The sequence below is a fragment of the Micromonospora sp. DH14 genome (genome assembly GCF_029809455.1).
In the GTDB taxonomy this organism is placed as follows: Bacteria; Actinomycetota; Actinomycetes; order Mycobacteriales; family Micromonosporaceae; genus Micromonospora; species Micromonospora parva.
The window spans coordinates 52,194-67,080 of sequence record NZ_JARVKT010000020.1; the positions used below are offsets into that span (position 1 = coordinate 52,194).

The 14,887-nt window shown below is 69.3% G+C and carries 14 protein-coding genes; 5 read left to right on the forward strand and 9 right to left on the reverse strand.

Features of this window, described 5'->3' with window-relative positions; all coding sequences use genetic code 11:
- The first annotated feature begins 171 nt into the window (after window positions 1-171).
- Together QCZ28_RS23370 and QCZ28_RS23375 are read left to right on the forward strand one after the other, a co-directional pair.
- Window positions 172-1,401: a cytochrome P450 gene (locus QCZ28_RS23370; protein WP_279518652.1), complete on the forward strand. Its 1,230-nt coding sequence runs from the start codon at window positions 172-174 to the stop codon at window positions 1,399-1,401.
- A complete protein-coding gene (locus tag QCZ28_RS23375) occupies window positions 1,398-1,625 on the forward strand; it encodes a ferredoxin (RefSeq protein WP_279518653.1) in 228 nt (75 codons plus the stop codon). Before QCZ28_RS23370 ends, QCZ28_RS23375 begins: the two co-directional genes overlap by 4 nt.
- 54 nt (window positions 1,626-1,679) lie before the next feature.
- Here the strand turns inward: QCZ28_RS23375 and QCZ28_RS23380 are convergent, their stop codons facing one another.
- From QCZ28_RS23380 to QCZ28_RS23410, 7 genes are all read right to left on the reverse strand, one after another.
- Window positions 1,680-2,933: an iron-containing alcohol dehydrogenase gene (locus QCZ28_RS23380; protein WP_279518654.1), complete on the reverse strand. Its 1,254-nt coding sequence runs from the start codon at window positions 2,931-2,933 to the stop codon at window positions 1,680-1,682.
- 63 nt (window positions 2,934-2,996) lie between these two features.
- On the reverse strand, window positions 2,997-4,457 hold the full coding sequence (locus QCZ28_RS23385) for an NAD-dependent succinate-semialdehyde dehydrogenase (protein WP_279518655.1): 1,461 nt from the start codon (window positions 4,455-4,457) through the stop codon (window positions 2,997-2,999).
- 195 nt (window positions 4,458-4,652) lie between these two features.
- Window positions 4,653-5,729: an ABC transporter ATP-binding protein gene (locus tag QCZ28_RS23390; protein ID WP_279518656.1), complete on the reverse strand. Its 1,077-nt coding sequence runs from the start codon at window positions 5,727-5,729 to the stop codon at window positions 4,653-4,655.
- Window positions 5,729-6,796: an ATP-binding cassette domain-containing protein gene (locus QCZ28_RS23395; RefSeq protein ID WP_279518657.1), complete on the reverse strand. Its 1,068-nt coding sequence runs from the start codon at window positions 6,794-6,796 to the stop codon at window positions 5,729-5,731. The genes QCZ28_RS23390 and QCZ28_RS23395 overlap by 1 nt, the downstream gene beginning before the upstream one ends.
- Window positions 6,796-7,707 carry a carbohydrate ABC transporter permease gene (locus QCZ28_RS23400; protein ID WP_279518658.1) on the reverse strand — a complete coding sequence of 304 codons (912 nt, stop codon included), beginning with the start codon at window positions 7,705-7,707 and terminating at the stop codon, window positions 6,796-6,798. The genes QCZ28_RS23395 and QCZ28_RS23400 overlap by 1 nt, the downstream gene beginning before the upstream one ends.
- Entirely contained in the window at window positions 7,707-8,606 is a 900-nt protein-coding gene (locus QCZ28_RS23405; protein WP_279518659.1) for a sugar ABC transporter permease, read from the reverse strand. Before QCZ28_RS23405 ends, QCZ28_RS23400 begins: the two co-directional genes overlap by 1 nt.
- 47 nt (window positions 8,607-8,653) lie before the next feature.
- Window positions 8,654-10,012 (reverse strand): extracellular solute-binding protein, encoded by a 1,359-nt coding sequence (locus QCZ28_RS23410; RefSeq protein ID WP_279518660.1) that lies wholly within the window; start codon window positions 10,010-10,012, stop codon window positions 8,654-8,656.
- 356 nt (window positions 10,013-10,368) lie between these two features.
- Here QCZ28_RS23410 and QCZ28_RS23415 point away from each other — a divergent pair, with 356 nt between their 5' ends.
- The 3 genes from QCZ28_RS23415 (at window position 10,369) to QCZ28_RS23425 (ending at window position 12,611) form a co-directional block, all read left to right on the forward strand.
- Window positions 10,369-11,112, forward strand: coding sequence for a GntR family transcriptional regulator (locus QCZ28_RS23415; RefSeq protein WP_247680431.1), 744 nt, complete (start codon window positions 10,369-10,371; stop codon window positions 11,110-11,112).
- A gap of 91 nt (window positions 11,113-11,203) precedes the next feature.
- Window positions 11,204-11,773 (forward strand): DJ-1/PfpI family protein, encoded by a 570-nt coding sequence (locus tag QCZ28_RS23420; protein ID WP_210857678.1) that lies wholly within the window; start codon window positions 11,204-11,206, stop codon window positions 11,771-11,773.
- 19 nt (window positions 11,774-11,792) lie between these two features.
- Entirely contained in the window at window positions 11,793-12,611 is an 819-nt protein-coding gene (locus QCZ28_RS23425; protein WP_279518661.1) for an alpha/beta hydrolase, read from the forward strand.
- Between the two features lie 5 nt (window positions 12,612-12,616).
- On the opposite strand, the gene QCZ28_RS23430 is transcribed toward QCZ28_RS23425, so the two are convergent.
- Together QCZ28_RS23430 and QCZ28_RS23435 are read right to left on the reverse strand one after the other, a co-directional pair.
- Window positions 12,617-13,909, reverse strand: a complete 1,293-nt coding sequence (locus tag QCZ28_RS23430) for a serpin family protein (RefSeq protein WP_279518662.1) — start codon at window positions 13,907-13,909, stop codon at window positions 12,617-12,619.
- A gap of 220 nt (window positions 13,910-14,129) precedes the next feature.
- Window positions 14,130-14,558 (reverse strand): carboxymuconolactone decarboxylase family protein, encoded by a 429-nt coding sequence (locus tag QCZ28_RS23435; protein WP_279518663.1) that lies wholly within the window; start codon window positions 14,556-14,558, stop codon window positions 14,130-14,132.
- Window positions 14,559-14,887 lie beyond the last annotated feature (329 nt).

Sequence of the window (14,887 nt, forward strand, 5' to 3'; positions counted from 1 at the left end):
CTTCCCGTACGGACGCGGACCGGCCGCCATGGCGATCATCGTCATCTATCGCTACGATCCGACATCGGTAGATCACTGAGCGTTGATGCGTGTCCTGGGCGCTGGCAGCCCGGCACCGCCACCACACGACGCCGGCCTGAGGATCACGCCGCCTCGACGAAGGGAATCCGGATGACGGAGAGCGCGCAGACCACCGGGAGCCGAACCGTTCCGCCCGCGCGGGCGTACCCGTTCAGCGTTCCTGACCGCCTCGTCGTCGACCCGACCTACGGCCAGCTGCGCGAGAGCGAGCCGATGACCCGGGTGCAGCTCCCCTACGGTGAGGAGGCGTGGCTCGCCACCCGGTACGAGGACGTCCGTACCGTCCTCGGCGACGTGCGGTTCGGCCGGGCCCCGGCCGTCCAGCGCGACGAGCCCAGGCTCACCCCGCGCCAGCAGTACAGCGGCATGCTGACCATGGACCCGCCTGATCACACTCGGCTGCGCCGGTTGGTGGCGAAGGCGTTCACGGCCCGCCGGGTGGAGGCGTTGCGCCCCCGCACCCAGGAGATCGCCGACACTCTGGTCGACGACATGGTCCGCCTCGGTTCTCCGGCCGACCTGGTGGAGCACGTCGCCACACCGTTGCCGATCCAGGTGATCTGCGAGCTGCTCGGCGTCCCGTACGCCGACCGCGACCGCTTCCACACCTGGTCCGAGGCGATCGTCTCGACCACCTCGCTGCCCATGGAGACGATCCAGGAGTACCTGAACAATCTCTGGGGCTACATCGGTGATCTGGTCGCCGAGCGCCGCCGCGAGCCGGGGATCGACGACCTGCTCGGCGCGTTGGTGCGGGCCCGCGACGAGAACGAGGATCGGCTCAGCGAGACCGAGCTGGTGGAACTGGCCGGAGGACTGCTCGCGGCCGGCCACGAAACCACAGTGACCCAGATCCCCAACTTCGTGTACGTCCTGCTGCACAATCCGGACCAGCTCGCTCGGCTACGGGCCGACCCGTTGCTGGTGCCGGCCGCGGTCGAGGAGTTGTTGCGGTACGTGCCGCTCGGCGTCGGTTCCTCCTTCGCCCGGTACGCCAAGGAGGACGTCGAGGTCGGCGGGGTGCTGGTCCGGGCCGGTGAGCCGGTCCTCGGCTCACTGTCGTCGGCGAACCGGGACGCTACCGTCTTCGCCGACCCGGACCGGCTGGACCTCGGTCGCGAGCAGAACCCGCACCTGGGCTTCGGGCACGGCGTTCACCACTGCGTCGGCGCGCAGCTGGCCCGCATGGAGTTGCAGGTCGCCGTCGCCACACTGGTGACCCGCCTGCCCGGATTGCGGCTCGCCGTACCGGAGGACGAGTTGCAGTGGAAGCGGGGCATGTTGGTCCGGGGCCTGCTCGGCATGCCGGTGGCCTGGTGAGTGCCGCCTGGCGGATCGCTGTGGACTCGCGCCGCTGCATCGGCACGAGCATCTGCGCCGGCACCGCGCCCGAGCACTTCCGCCTGGTCGGCGGCCAGTCCGCGCCGCTTGCCGACGTCGTCGTCCCGGCCGAGGTCATCCTCGACGCCGCCGACTCGTGCCCGGTGGAGGCGATCACGGTCCGCGACGCCACCGACGACACGCTGATCGCACCGCAGGAGTGACCCGAATGGCGTGGCCGGGCATCCCGACAATCGCTGTTGGGCCGGAACCCCTCGTCATGCGGGGGGTCGGTCACCGGCGCTGCTCGGGGTCAGGACATGTCGGGCCCGGTCCCCGGTCCAGGCCGCTTCGAGGATCGCGGTCAGGCTGGCGGTGTCGGTCGGGCCCGGATGGTTCTGGATCAACCGGGTGACGCCACTGGCCATCTCCGCGAAGCGCGGCAGGTCGGCGCGGGCCACGCCGATGTCCGCCAGGGTGCGGGGGATGCCGATGTCGGCGAGGAGCCCGTCGAGCCAGGTGAGGAACACCTCCGCGGCCTCGGCATCGGAGGCGTCGGTGACGTCGAGCCCGCACACCCTGGCGAGGACGGCCAACCGGTCGCCGATGGCGTCCCTCGCCGCGTCCAGCGCGTAGGGCAGCAGCAGCCCGACGCCCAGGCCGTGCGGCGTGTGCGTGGCCGCGCCGATGGGGTACTGGAGAGCGTGCGGGGCCGCGTTGCCCGCGTGGGAGAAGGCGATCCCGGCGAGCATGGACCCGTAGGACATGTCCGCGCGGGCGTCCGTGTCGCCTCCGTTGCTGACGGCACGACGCAGGCTACGGGCGATCCGCTCCGCCGCCAGCAGCGCGTAGTGGTCGGTGACCGGGTTGCGACCGAGGAAGACCTGCTCCACCGGGTCGCGCGGTCCGTGGGCCCGGGGTCGCGCGGTGTAGCTCTCCACGGAGTGGCAGAACGCGTCGATGCCCGAGTGGGCGGTGACGCTCGCCGGGCAGGAGTAGGTGAGTTCGGGGTCGACGATGGCGAAGTCGGGCACGATGTGGACGCTGGAGACGCCCACCTTCAGTTCGCGGTCCGGGTCGGTCAACACCGAGACGGGGGTGAGCTCCGAGCCGGTGCCCGACGTCGTCGGGACAGCCACGAGAGGCATCGTCGGCCCCGGCACCTTCGACTCGCCGTAGAAGTCGCGCGGCGTCCCACCGTGGCACCGGATGACGCCGACGATCTTGGCGAGGTCGATCACCGTGCCGCCCCCGATGGCGAGGATCACGTCCGCGTCCACCTTGGCGGCGGCCGAGACGGCCAGTGCGACATCGGTCAGTGGCACGTCGGGAGTCGCGTCGGCGAACACCTCGACGGCCTTGACCTTCTCCCGCACGGCGGCCACGATCTCGGCCACCCCCGGCTGCCGGAGAAGAACCTGGTCGGTCACGACGAGGACGCGTGAGCCGCTCTCGGCCACCACTCGGGGGATGTTCTGCGCGACCCCTTCGCCCACTATCAGTTGGCGCGGTCCGCGGACGGTCTCAAGCATGTCGGTGCCTCTCCGGAACGTCGGCGGCGATGTGCGGGGCGGGTGCCCGGGGTGGCAGGTCGGTCACGGCAGGTCGATCGCCGCGTAGGTGACGTCGAGATACTCGAGGATTCCCTCGTGCGATCCCTCCTTGCCGATCCCGGACTGCTTCACCCCACCGAACGGAGCTGACGGATCCGATATCAGGCCACGGTTGATGCCGAGCATCCCGGTGTCCAGCCCTTCGGCGAACCGGAGCGCCCGCTGAAGGTCACGGGTGAAGATGTACCCGACCAGGCCGTACTCGGTGTCGTTGGCCTTCGCCATCACCTCGTCGTCGGACGTGAACGAGATGATCGGCGCGACCGGGCCGAAGATCTCCTCCTGCAGCATCCGCGCATCGTCGGGCACGTCGGCGAGGACCGTGGGCGGGTAGAAGTGACCCGGCCCGTCCGGACGCTCACCGCCCACCAGGACCCGGGCGCCGCGATCGACCGCGTCGGCGACGAGCTCGTCAATCTTGGCGACCGAGACCTCGTCGATCAACGCCCCGACGGTCACGCCGTCGTCGAGACCATGGCCCATCGTCAGCGCGCCCATCCGCTCGGCGAAGCGCGCCGTGAACTCCTCGCGCACCGGCTCCTCGACGTAGACCCGGTTGGCCGCGATGCAGGACTCCCCGATGTTGCGCATCTTGGCCACCATGGCGCCGTCGACAGCCACGTCCAGGTCGGCGTCGGCGCACACGATCAGGGCCGCGTTGCCACCCAGTTCCATTGAGGTACGCAGCACGTTGTCCGCTGCCTGTCGCAGCAGCACGCGCCCGACCTCGGTCGACCCGGTGAACGAGAGCTTGCGGGTCCGACCGTCGGCCAGCAGCGCGGAGACCACCGCGCCGGAACGCTTGGTGGTCACCACGTTGACGACCCCCGGGGGTACGCCGACCTCCTCCATGATGCGGGCCAGCAGCAGCATGGTGAGTGGCGTCTGGGCCGCCGGCTTGGTGATCGTCGTGCAGCCCGCCGCCAGGGCGGGAGCGATCTTGCGGGCACCCATGGCCAACGGGAAGTTCCAGGGCGTCACGAAGACGCACGGCCCGACCGGCTTCGGCACGGTGAGGACGCGATATCCACCTGCGGGAGCGGTGTTGTACCGGCCCTCGACGCGGACCGCCTCCTCGGCGAACCAGCGGAAGAACTCGGCGCCGTAGGCCACCTCTGCCCGAGCCTCGGCGAGCGGCTTGCCCATCTCGAGCGTGATCAGCCGGGCGACCTCCTCGGATCGCCCGGTCAGCGCCCGGTACGTCGCGGTCAACAACTCTGACCGTTTCCGCGGCGGGGTCGCCGCCCACTGCGCCATCGCCGCGCTCGCCGCGTCCAGCGCGGCCAGCCCGTCACCGACGTCGGCGTCCGCCACCTCAGCGATGGTCTTGCCGGTTGCGGGGTCCTCGACGGCGAACGTGGCTCCGCTTGCGGCGTCGCGCCAGGCGTCGCCGATCCGGAGCCGCCGGTGCTCCGGGGCCAGGACGTTCATCGGATCACTCATTCCGTCGCCTCCTGTGATCTTCCTGGTGATGTCCGTCGTGCCTCAGCGACCACGGCTGTACGCACGGACGGACGCCACCGGTCGTCTTCTCGGGCCGCGGTCGACCGGGCGTCGTCAGGCCGTACGCACTGCTGACGGTCCGCCGACGCCCGGTTGCCACTCGTTGGCGCGTGGTGCCGTCGCCGCCGGGCCCGGTTACCGCCCCGCCTCGGACAACGACAGCCCGGAGCCCGCGTCGAACAGGTGCGCACGGTCCAGGTCGACGGTGACCGACAGTCGCTCGCCCGGCGTACCGCTGACGGTGGGTCGTGCCTTGACCTTGACGATCTCCGTCCCCACCCGGACGTCGACCACCGTCCGGTCACCGAGCGGCTCAAGCCCGTAGAGCTCGCCCGACAACGACGCGTCCCCACGCTGCTCGACGGAGAGGTCCTCCGCGCGCAGGCCCAGCAGCAGCGCCTGACCGTCCTCAGCCGTGGCCCAGCGGGGTCGCGGCAGCGTCCAGCCATTCGTGCCGACCAGGCGATCCCCCTCGGTGCGGCAGGGGAGCAGGCTGATCGGCGGGCTCCCCACGAACCCGGCCACCCACTGGTTGGCCGGACGCTCGTACACCTCGGTCGGGGTTCCGACCTGTTGCACCTTCCCCTCCTTGAGGACCGCGACCTGGTCGGCCATGGACAGCGCCTCGACCTGGTCGTTGGTCACGTAGATGAAGGTCGCGCCGAGGCTCCGGTGGATGCGGGTGAGCTCGGTGCGCATCTCGACCCGGAGTTTGAGGTCGAGGTTCGTCAGCGGCTCGTCCATCAGGAACGCCCGGGGGCTGCGGACCAGTGCCCGGGCCAGCGCGACCCGCTGCATCTCACCGCCGGACAACTGAGCGGGACGACGCTGCAGCAGCCGTTCGATGTGCAGCAGGTTCGACATCTTCTCGACGGCGGCGGCGATCTCGCTCGCCGAACAGCGGCGGGCCCGCAGCGGTGAGGCGATGTTCTCGTACACCGTGCGTCGCGGGTAGAGGGCGTAGCTCTGGAAGACCATGGCCAGGTCGCGTGCGGCCGGGGAGTCGCCGGTCGCGTCCCTCCCGTCCAGGTGCACCGACCCGGCGTCGAGCTTGTCCAGGCCGGCGATCGCCCGCAGGGTCGTCGTCTTGCCCGCCCCGGAGGGTCCGAGCACGACGAAGAACGAGCCGTCCGGTACGTCCAGCGTCACCCCGTCCAGGGCCTGGACCTTGCCGAAGGACTTGCGCAGCCTGTGCGCTGCCACGGTTCCCATCAGGCCACCAGCTCTTCCGTGCGCACGTCGTACACCGGCGGGGTTCCGCCGGTGTGCCGCAGCCCGACCTTCGCGTCGGCGGCGAACCGAACAGTCGGTGGCATCCGGACCCGGACGTCACGCTGGCCGCCGTGGTCGACCACGTAGATGATTTCGTCGCCCAGCCACTCCGCCGAGACCACCCGCGCCGGGATCGAGCCCTCCGTCCCGGATGCGGTGACCTCCAACGCCTCCGGCCGGACGCCGGCGACCAGGCTGCGGTCACGCGGTAGGCCGGGCGGTGGGGTGAGGACCAGTCCGCCCTGACCGCGCAGCTCGCCGTCGGCCACCTCCACGTCGATCAGGTTCATCGGCGGCGAGCCGATGAAGGCGGCACAGAAGAGACTCGCCGGTCGGTCGTAGACCTCCAACGGCGTGCCGATCTGCTCGACGCGGCCCTTGTTGAGGATGGCGATCCGGTGACCGAGCGACATCGCCTCGACCTGGTCGTGGGTGACGTAGACCATGGTCGCGCCCAGTTCTCCCTGCAGGTGCTTGATCTCGGTGCGCATGTCCGCCCGCAGTTCCGCGTCCAGGTTGGTGAGCGGTTCGTCCATGAGGAACGCGCGCGGTCGGCGCACCAGGGCGCGAGCCAGCGCCACACGCTGCTGCTCCCCGCCGGACAGCTGGCGCGGTCGCCGGTTCAGGAGCGGACCGAGCCGCATCAGCCGGGCGGCCTCCTCGACCCGCGCGTTCACCTCCTGCTTGGGCAGTCCCTCGGCCCGCAGTGGGAACGCCAGGTTGTCGCGGGTTCGCAGATGCGGGTAGAGAGCGTAGAACTGGAACACCATGGCGATGTCGCGCTCGGCCGGCCGCAGGTCGTTGACCAGCGTGTCGCCGATGCGGATGTCGCCCGCCGTCTGCCTCTCCAGGCCGGCGATGGCGCGCAGCGTGGTCGTCTTGCCGCAACCCGAAGGGCCGAGCATCACGAACAGCTCGCCGTGGCCGATGGACAAGTCGACGTGCTCGACCGCTACCGTTCCGTCGGGGTAGCGCTTGTGCAGCGCGGTCACCTCGATGCCCGCCATCAGCGTCGCACCGCCCCGAGCGTCACACCGGCGATGAGGTGCTTGCGCACCAGGTACGCGAAGACGAGCACCGGGAGGGCGAACACCACGGAGGAGGCGGCCACCAGACCCCAGTCCGTCGTGGTGCCGCCGATCAGGCCGGCGATGGCGGGTGGCGCCGTCCGTACGCTGTCGCTGGAGGTGAGGAAGGTGGCGAACACGAACTCGTTCCAGGAGAAGATGAGAGCGAAGACCGCCGTCGCGGCGATGCCGGGCACCAGCAGCGGCAGGGTGTATCGCCAGAACGCCTGCAGACGGGTGTACCCGTCGAGCATGGCCGCGTCCTCGTACTCGGCGGGCACCTCGTCGACGAACCCCTTCATCATCCAGATCGTGAACGGGACGTTGAACGCGGTGTAGATGAGGATCAGGCCGATCTTGTTGTCGATGAGCCCGAGATCGCGGTACATGAGGAAGATCGGGATCACCACCACCACGGGCGGCATGAACCGGGTGGACAGGATGAAGAACAGCTGGTCCTTCTTGGCCTTCACGGCGAAGCGCGAGTAGGCCCAGGCCGCGGGGACCCCCAAAACGGTGGCCAGCAGCGTGGAGGCCCCGGCGACCACCACCGAGTTGAGGAAGTTGACGGACACGGGCGTGCGACCGTCGTTGCCGGCGACGAACACGTCCTTGTAGTGCTGCAGGGTGACGGCGAAGTCGAAGAACTTGGCCGGGATGGCGTAGACGTCGCGGTTCTCCTTGATGGACGTCTCGAGCATCCACAGCACCGGGAAGAGCATCACGACCGCCAGCACGGTCAACAGCGTGACCTCCACCACCGAGCGGCCCCGGCTCCCGAAGCGGCGGGTGGGGGGAGTGTGATCCCGGGCCGGACCGGTGGACACGGCCTCGTCGACGGAGACGGCCATCAGTCCTCCTTGAGCTTGTTCAGGTAGCGCAGGTAGATCTGCGTGAGGACGATGACGACAAGGACTATGAGGATCCCGTACGCCGAGGCGGTTCCGGAGTTGAAGCCCAGGAACGCGACTTTGTAGATGTGGAACGACAACGTCTCGGTGGAGACACCCGGGCCTCCGCTGGTCAGGATGTAGACGAGGTCGAACAGCCGGAACGCCTCGATCGCCCGGAACATCACGGCGATGAGGAGCAGCGGCCACACCAGCGGAAGGGTGATGGTGCGGAACCGGAACCACTCGGAGGCCCGGTCGATCGAGGCGGCCTCGTAGAGGTACTTGGGCACCGCGGTGAGGCCCGCGAGCGCGATGAGCATGATGAACGGCGTCCACTGCCAGGTGTCGACGACGATCAGGGAGACCAGTGCCGTCCGCTGCCGGGTGAGCCACTCCACCTGCCCCAGGCCGACCGAACCGAGCATGCTGTTGACCACGCCGAACTGCGCGTCGAGCATGAACCGCCAGAACAGCCCGACCACGACCGGCGACAGCATCATCGGAACCAGGAACAGAGTGGTCAGCGCTCCCCGCCCGCGCGTGCGCCGGGAGATCAGGTAGGCGATGCCGAAACCGAGCACCGTCTGCAGGCCGACCGCGCCGACCACGTAGATCAGCGTGGTCAGAGCCCTCGTGTGGACCTGCGCCGACGTCAGGATGGCGGTGTAGTTGCCGAACCCGATGAAGTTGGCCGGCCCGCCGCGGGTGGCCGAGTAGTCGGTGAAGGACAGGTACAACGCCCACAGCAGCGGGAACACCGACATGCCGAGCAACAGCAGCATCGCGGGGGAGATGAAGGTGACGGCGAGCCAGCGGTCGCTCAGCCGCCGGGACCGCCCCGGTGCAGGTGGCGTCACAGACACCACCTGCCCGGGGTGGTCGGTGGTCAGCGGTGCGGGGTCTTTCACAGTCCGCCGCCGCCCTTGCGGTTGCTGGAGTCGAGCACGTTCTGCTGCTCCTTGGCGATGTCGTCGAGCGCGTCCTTCGGCTTCTTCGCGCCGTTGAGCGCCGCGTTCACGTTGGTGTTCTCGATGTCGACGAGGCGCGCGTACTCGGGCACGTTCCACATGTCCCGCATCCGCGGCACCGAGTCGGCGTACACCTTGTTGAACGGCCCGGCGTTGAGGAACTCGGGCGACGCGAGGGCGTCCGTCCGCGCTGGCACGCCGCCGGCCGCGGCCCACTTCTTCTGGACGTCAGCCTGCTCGAACCACTTCATGAAGTTGAGGGCTTCCGCCTGGTTCGCCTTCGAAGAGTAGGCCGAGATGTGCATTCCCATACCGCCGAGCGGGACCAGGTTCGTCTTCTGGCTCGGCAGGGTGGCGAAGCCCAGCTTGTCGAGAATCTGCTCCCGGCTGGTGCCGAGCGTCGACTGCTTCGGATCGAGCAGGCCGCCGCTCGCGGCGATCCAGTTGAACGCGATGCAGGCCTTGCCCTGGGCGACAGCCGCGTTCACCTCGTCGATGAACCAGTTGCCGGAGCCCTTGGCGGTCAGCGGCTTCATCTTGTTGACCAGGACGTCCATCGCCTCCTGGCCGGCGGCGTCGTTGAGGACACCGTCGATCTTGCGCGTCTTGGGGTCCCAGAGGTTGCCGCCGTAGACGCCGTTGACGGTGTTGTAGGTGACGGCCGCGGCGTCGGAGCCGTTTGCCTGGTGGAAGGCCAGCCCGCTGACACCGGGGTTCTCCGCCTGGCACTTCTCGGCGGCTGAGATCATCTCGTCCCAGGTCTGCGGTGGCTTGTCGCCGATCAGGTCCTTGCGGTAGATCATCGTCCAGGTGTCGCCGAGCAGCGGCAGCCCGTACAGGCTGGCGTTCTCGTCGCGTTTGCCGGTCTCCGCCTGGGGGAACTGACCGTACGCCGCCAGGAGGTAGGGGTTGTAGGCGTTGACGTCGATGTTCTCTTTGACGAAGTCGGTGAGGTCGAGGATGTTGCCGTTCGTCACGGCCTCGCCGATGTGTTGCGAGTCCAGGATCGCGATGTCGAAGTCGGTCTTGCGCGCGGCGAACTGGGTGAACATCGCGTCGTGCCAGTTGGCGTTCGGCACGGTGTTGACCTTGATGGTGGCGTTCGGCCGCTCCTTCTTGTACTCCGCGTTCGCGAAGGCTTCCAGTGCCTGGGCCGGGGGCCAGTCGAACCAGATGAAGCTGAGGGTCAGCGGGTCCTTGGTGAGCTCCGGGATGGCCGCCGGCGCCTTCGGGGCGCTCGCCTTCGCGTCGTCGTCCTTGCTATCGCCGCCGCACGCCGCCATGGTCGTGGCCATCAGCAGCATGGCTGCCGTCGCCAGCTGTACCTTCCGGGCGGGAACGGACAATCGTCCTGTTCGCTTCTGATATCGCATCTTCTGGCCTGCTTTCTGGGGTGGGGACTTCTAAGGCCTCGCTATGTGCTTCGCCGTGCAGTTGCTGGGTTGCTCAGGCGTGTCGCCGCCGGGCTGTCGCGGGGTGCCGACCCGCGGGCTGGCGTCACAGGTGCGATGGCGAGCGGTTCCGCGATGGCGCAGAATGAAGATCATTCAGCGCTTTTCCTATACGATCCGGTGTGGGGCGTCAGCATGTCGCAGCGTTGTGACTGATGTCAACAGGTTCCCGAAGGCGCAAGAAAGGACCTCACGTCACGATGGACGACGAAGCGATGATCGCGCGGGGCCGTAGGGCCGTCGCGGGCGGAACGCCGCCGGGAAGATCCGGCGGCCGGCTTGCCGACGAGGTGTACGACACGCTGCTCGGGCAGCTGATGTCGCTACGGATCGAGGCCGGCTCCCGCGTCACGATCGACGTCCTGGCGCGAGAGCTGGGAGTCTCGCAGACGCCGATCCGCGACGCGCTGAACCGCATGGAGGCCGAGGGCCTGGTCGTGCGGGTGCCCCATGCCGGCTACCGCATCCCTCCGCACATCACCCGCCAGCGATTCGAGGACATGCTGGAGGTCCGCCTGCTCCTCGAACCGGCGGCGGCGCGCAGATCCGCCGAACGCGCGACCTCGGAGCAGGTGGCCGGTCTGCGACGAATGCTGGAGGAGATGGCGGAGCTGGAAGGGGGCAACGGGCCCACGGCGTACGGCGCCTTCGGGCTACGCGACGCCGCCTTCCACGATCTCGTCGCCCTGAGCGCGGAGAACCAGGTCATCCGCGAAGCGCTCGCTCGCCTGCACAGCCACGTGCACCTCTTCCGGCTCCACCACGACACCCAGGTCACGCACCTGGCGATGGCCGAGCACGAGGACGTGGTGGCCGCGATCGCCGCGCGTGACCCGGACGCCGCCGCGTACGCGATGCGTCGGCACATCCTGCGCTCCGGCGAGCGTTTCCGGCGACTGTTCGACGGCGTCAGGGACGCGGACGGGATGGCAGCAGACGCTTGACGGGCGGGCCGGGCCGGGGAATGCTAGCCCAATCGGATCGGATTGGATTCGATCCACCACCTCACCCGCCCCCAGACGCGAGGAGAAGCAGGTGCCCAGAGCGCTGCTGCTGACCGGCGACGCCGCCGAGGAACTCGACACCATGTATCCCTACTACCGCGTGCAGGAGGGTGGCTGGGACGTGGACGTGTCGTCACGGACGATGCGTGACGTGCAACTGGTCATCCACGAGTTCGACCCCAACTCCGACGCCTACGTGGAGAAGAACGGCCGGAAGTTGCCGGTCGACGTGCCCTGGGCCGACGTCGACGTCGAGCGCTACGACGCCCTCATCATCCCCGGCGGCCGCGCCCCCGAATGGATCCGGGTCGACGCCGACGTCAGGCGCATCACCGAGCACTTCTTCGCCCGCAACCTCCCCATCGCGCTGGTGTGCCACGGCGCGCAGGTGCCAGCGGTGTACGGGCTGCTGAAGGGCCGCAAGACGGCCTGTTTCCCGCCCATCACCGGTGACATGGAGAACGCCGGCGCGACCGTCATCGACGCTCCCGACGTCGTGGACGGCAACCTCGTCTCCTGCCGGGGCTGGCCCGACATGCCGCAGTTCGGGCGGGCGATGATGGAGGTCTTCTCGAAGTCCGTCAACCCCGCATCGGCATGAGCACAGCTGGCCTGTGCCGGTGACGGCACTTCGGACCGTCACGGTCGACGGCTCCCCGGTCCACGTCCTGGAAAGCGGCACCGGACCCGCGGTGCTGATGCTGCACGGCTCCGGACCCGGCACGACCGGGTCCGGCGCCTGGGCAGCGACGGCGCAGGCGCTCGGCACGTCCTGGCACGTCGTGGCTCCCGACCAGGCGGGGTTCGGCCGTACGCCCGTCCCGGCGGGCTCCTCGGGCGGGCTCCGGCTGTGGACGGAGCAGGCCGCGGGCCTGATGGACGCTCTCGGTATCGAGCACTACGCCGTGGTGGGCCACTCCATGGGTGGTGCCGTGGCGCTGGCGTTGGCGGCCGCGCGCCCCCGACAGGTCACCCGGGTCGTGGCGGTCGCGACGATGGGCGCCCCCGGCGCGCCCCTGTCCGCCGGGCTCGACGCGATCTGGGCCGCCCCCGCCGGCCCGCTCGGGGCACGAGACATGCTGAGTCGCCTCGTCCTCGACCAGGCGCTCGTGACCGAATCGGCCGTCGACGCCCGGGCGGCCGCGATGCGAGCGGGGGATGCTGCCTTCGCGTCGTTGTTCCCTCCACCCCGGGCACGATGGGTCGACGACCTCACACTCTCGGCGCGAACGCTGGCGGCGATCAGCGCGCCCGTGCTGCTCGTGCACGGCGCCCAGGACCGCATCACCCCACTCGAAGCGGCAACCCGGCCCCTGCTCGAACACCTCGCCGACGTCCGTCTGCACGTCTTCGGCCGATGCGGGCACGTGCCCGCGATCGAACACCCGCACGAGTTCAGGCAACTGTTGTCGTGCTTCCTCGGCCCAGGCTCCCGGTAGTCCGGTCAGGCTGGGCCGGTGACCAAGGGGTCGTGGACCCGGCCGAGGAACAGCGGTACGCCGGTGAGGCGGTCGTGAATGACGTACAGGAATGGTCGGTCCACAAAGAACTGCGGCCCTTGCGGAATCGACGGCGGCCGGACGATGACGGCCGTCGCGGCCGCGGCTTCGGTGCCCTTCTCGTCCACCGCGATGAACGTCTCGTGCACCACGTCGTCGATGCACAGGGACGGGTCGGCGCTCATGCCGCTGAAGTCGGCCTGTGCGGTGAATGCCGTGGGCATGCCGAGGCTGCCCAGCGCGGCTCGCAGCTCGGCCGGCAGGCGGAACCTCCATCGGGGCAGGCGTAGTTGGACGTCGGTGACCTGGAACCCGGTCAGCAGCGCGCCCAGCCAGGTGGCGTCGAGGTTCGCCTCGACCGCGGCGAGGTCGCCCCGGGTCGGCATGACGATGGCCATGGCAAGCCCGTCGCCCGCGTACGGCACGTCGACCGCGCGCCAACCGTCGCCCTCGAGGTAGCCCATCCGGTCGAACGGCCCGCGCATGATCGAGACGTCGACGACGCTGCCGTCATCCCGGGTGAACGGCTCCAGCGCCGTGGCGGTGGGGGTGAACGGGTACTTCCACGCCGCCATGAGGTAGATCGCGTTGGTGAGGATCAGGCGGGTGTCGGGGCTGACGCCGTCGGGCTGCAACAGCTCCGGGATCTTCGCGTTGGTCCGATCGGACACCCAGGTGTTGATCTCCTGGCGGGCCCCCTCCGGGTTGCCGCCAAAGTCGACCGGGTGCGGCGCGGCGCCGTAGTAGCCGGCCAGTGTGTTCCGGAACCTGCGCTGCAGGCGTAGGTCGAGTCGTGTCCACAGCGCGTTGGCAGTGGTCAGCCGAGGCTGTTTGGTCCCGTCGCCGTTCTGGTAGCGCTCGGCGAGCGCCTGATCGACGGTGTTGAGCCCGTTGTCCAGCGCGCAGGGACGCGGATGCGGCGCGTGGAGCACGGCGTCCATCTCGTCGGCCGTCGTCGAGCGGGCGCCCGCCCGGGTCATCGCGAGCGCGAGCCCGACCGAGTACGGTGCGCACACCACATTTCCGCCTGCCTCAGTCGAGGCCAGTGTGCGGTAGAGGTCGGCCGTGAAGCCACGAACCGCGGTGGCGGCGGCCTGCATCGTGGCCGGGTCCGGTGGTACGCGGGCCGCATCCGTCGAGGTCGACGACGGGCCGAGCCAATGGGAGTGACCTGGGGCGGCGGTGAGGGCGGCGGCGGCAAGCGGCACCGCCCGCAGAGCAGATCGACGCGAGACCATGTGTCGACGGTAGAGCAGTCCCATGGAAACCCACCAGACACAGAGCCGAATTAATCGAAGTTTGGCGATGTCTAGTCGGGCTGCGGTGGACCAGCAGGACCGCGCCGTTGGTGACGAGCGCGCCGCAGGCGACGACATGCATGACGGGATCAGAGCACGGGGATGGGACAAGCCCGTCCCGGCTCGACACCGTGGGCGGCTAGCCGCAGATGACGTCGCCTCACCCGGGAGTCGCCGTGGTGGGCATGGCACCCTCGGCGAGCTTGAGTCGCGTCCAGACGTTCATGTTGATGACAACGCCCACGATCTCCAGGATCTCGTCCTCGGTGAAGTGTGCGGCCATCCTGTCGTGCGTCTCCTGGAGCCGGGCGTTGACTGTGGCGTCGGCGGCGCGGGTCAACGCCTCGGCGTAGGCCAGCGCGGCCCGCTCCTCTTCGGTGAACAGGTGCGTCTCCCACCACGCGGTGAGGGTTTCGACCTTGGCGGACGGGATGTCGGCGGTACGGGCGGCGGCGTGGTGCACCAGCAGGCAGTAGCTGCAATTGTTGAGCTGCGCGACGCGTAACCGCAGAAGCTGGGCCAGGGCCCGGTCCACCCGCAGGGTGGCGGTATGGCCGAAAGCTGCGGCCCCGGCATTCGCCAGCGCCATGAGATGTTCGTTTGTGGCGTTCAGCCGGACGTTCTGAAAACCGGTATCCACGCGGTGACCTCCTCCACGTCCCAACGACAACACCGGTGCCGGGGATGTCCATGGCGGTGCGGCGGGACCCGAGGGCGAACCGCCTGCTCCGGGTCGTACCTCTGCTTCTGTGGTTTTGCGGAGCGGGCGCCGGCCGCGCCGCACGTCGCCGGCCCGCACGCTCAGTTCTGGGTACGGGTCGCTACTGCGTCGCGGCCGAGTGTCATCAAGCCGCTGTTGATCCAGGTGCCCTGTTCTCAGCGCGGTCCGACGAACTCGGTCCGCACGCTCCACGCGAA

What these genes read in the sequence shown, in the direction of transcription:
- QCZ28_RS23395 (WP_279518657.1), bottom strand. Translation starts at nt 6,796, where the DNA reads ATGGCGGGCATCGAGGTGACCGCGCTGCACAAGCGCTACCCCGACGGA.
- QCZ28_RS23385 (WP_279518655.1), bottom strand. Translation starts at nt 4,457, where the DNA reads ATGAGTGATCCGATGAACGTCCTGGCCCCGGAGCACCGGCGGCTCCGG.
- QCZ28_RS23380 (WP_279518654.1), bottom strand. Translation starts at nt 2,933, where the DNA reads ATGCTTGAGACCGTCCGCGGACCGCGCCAACTGATAGTGGGCGAAGGG.
- QCZ28_RS23400 (WP_279518658.1), bottom strand. Translation starts at nt 7,707, where the DNA reads ATGGCCGTCTCCGTCGACGAGGCCGTGTCCACCGGTCCGGCCCGGGAT.
- QCZ28_RS23415 (WP_247680431.1), top strand. Translation starts at nt 10,369, where the DNA reads ATGGACGACGAAGCGATGATCGCGCGGGGCCGTAGGGCCGTCGCGGGC.
- QCZ28_RS23410 (WP_279518660.1), bottom strand. Translation starts at nt 10,012, where the DNA reads ATGGCCACGACCATGGCGGCGTGCGGCGGCGATAGCAAGGACGACGAC.
- QCZ28_RS23435 (WP_279518663.1), bottom strand. Translation starts at nt 14,558, where the DNA reads ATGGCGCTGGCGAATGCCGGGGCCGCAGCTTTCGGCCATACCGCCACC.
- QCZ28_RS23390 (WP_279518656.1), bottom strand. Translation starts at nt 5,729, where the DNA reads ATGGGAACCGTGGCAGCGCACAGGCTGCGCAAGTCCTTCGGCAAGGTC.
- QCZ28_RS23370 (WP_279518652.1), top strand. Translation starts at nt 172, where the DNA reads ATGACGGAGAGCGCGCAGACCACCGGGAGCCGAACCGTTCCGCCCGCG.
- QCZ28_RS23430 (WP_279518662.1), bottom strand. Translation starts at nt 13,909, where the DNA reads ATGGTCTCGCGTCGATCTGCTCTGCGGGCGGTGCCGCTTGCCGCCGCC.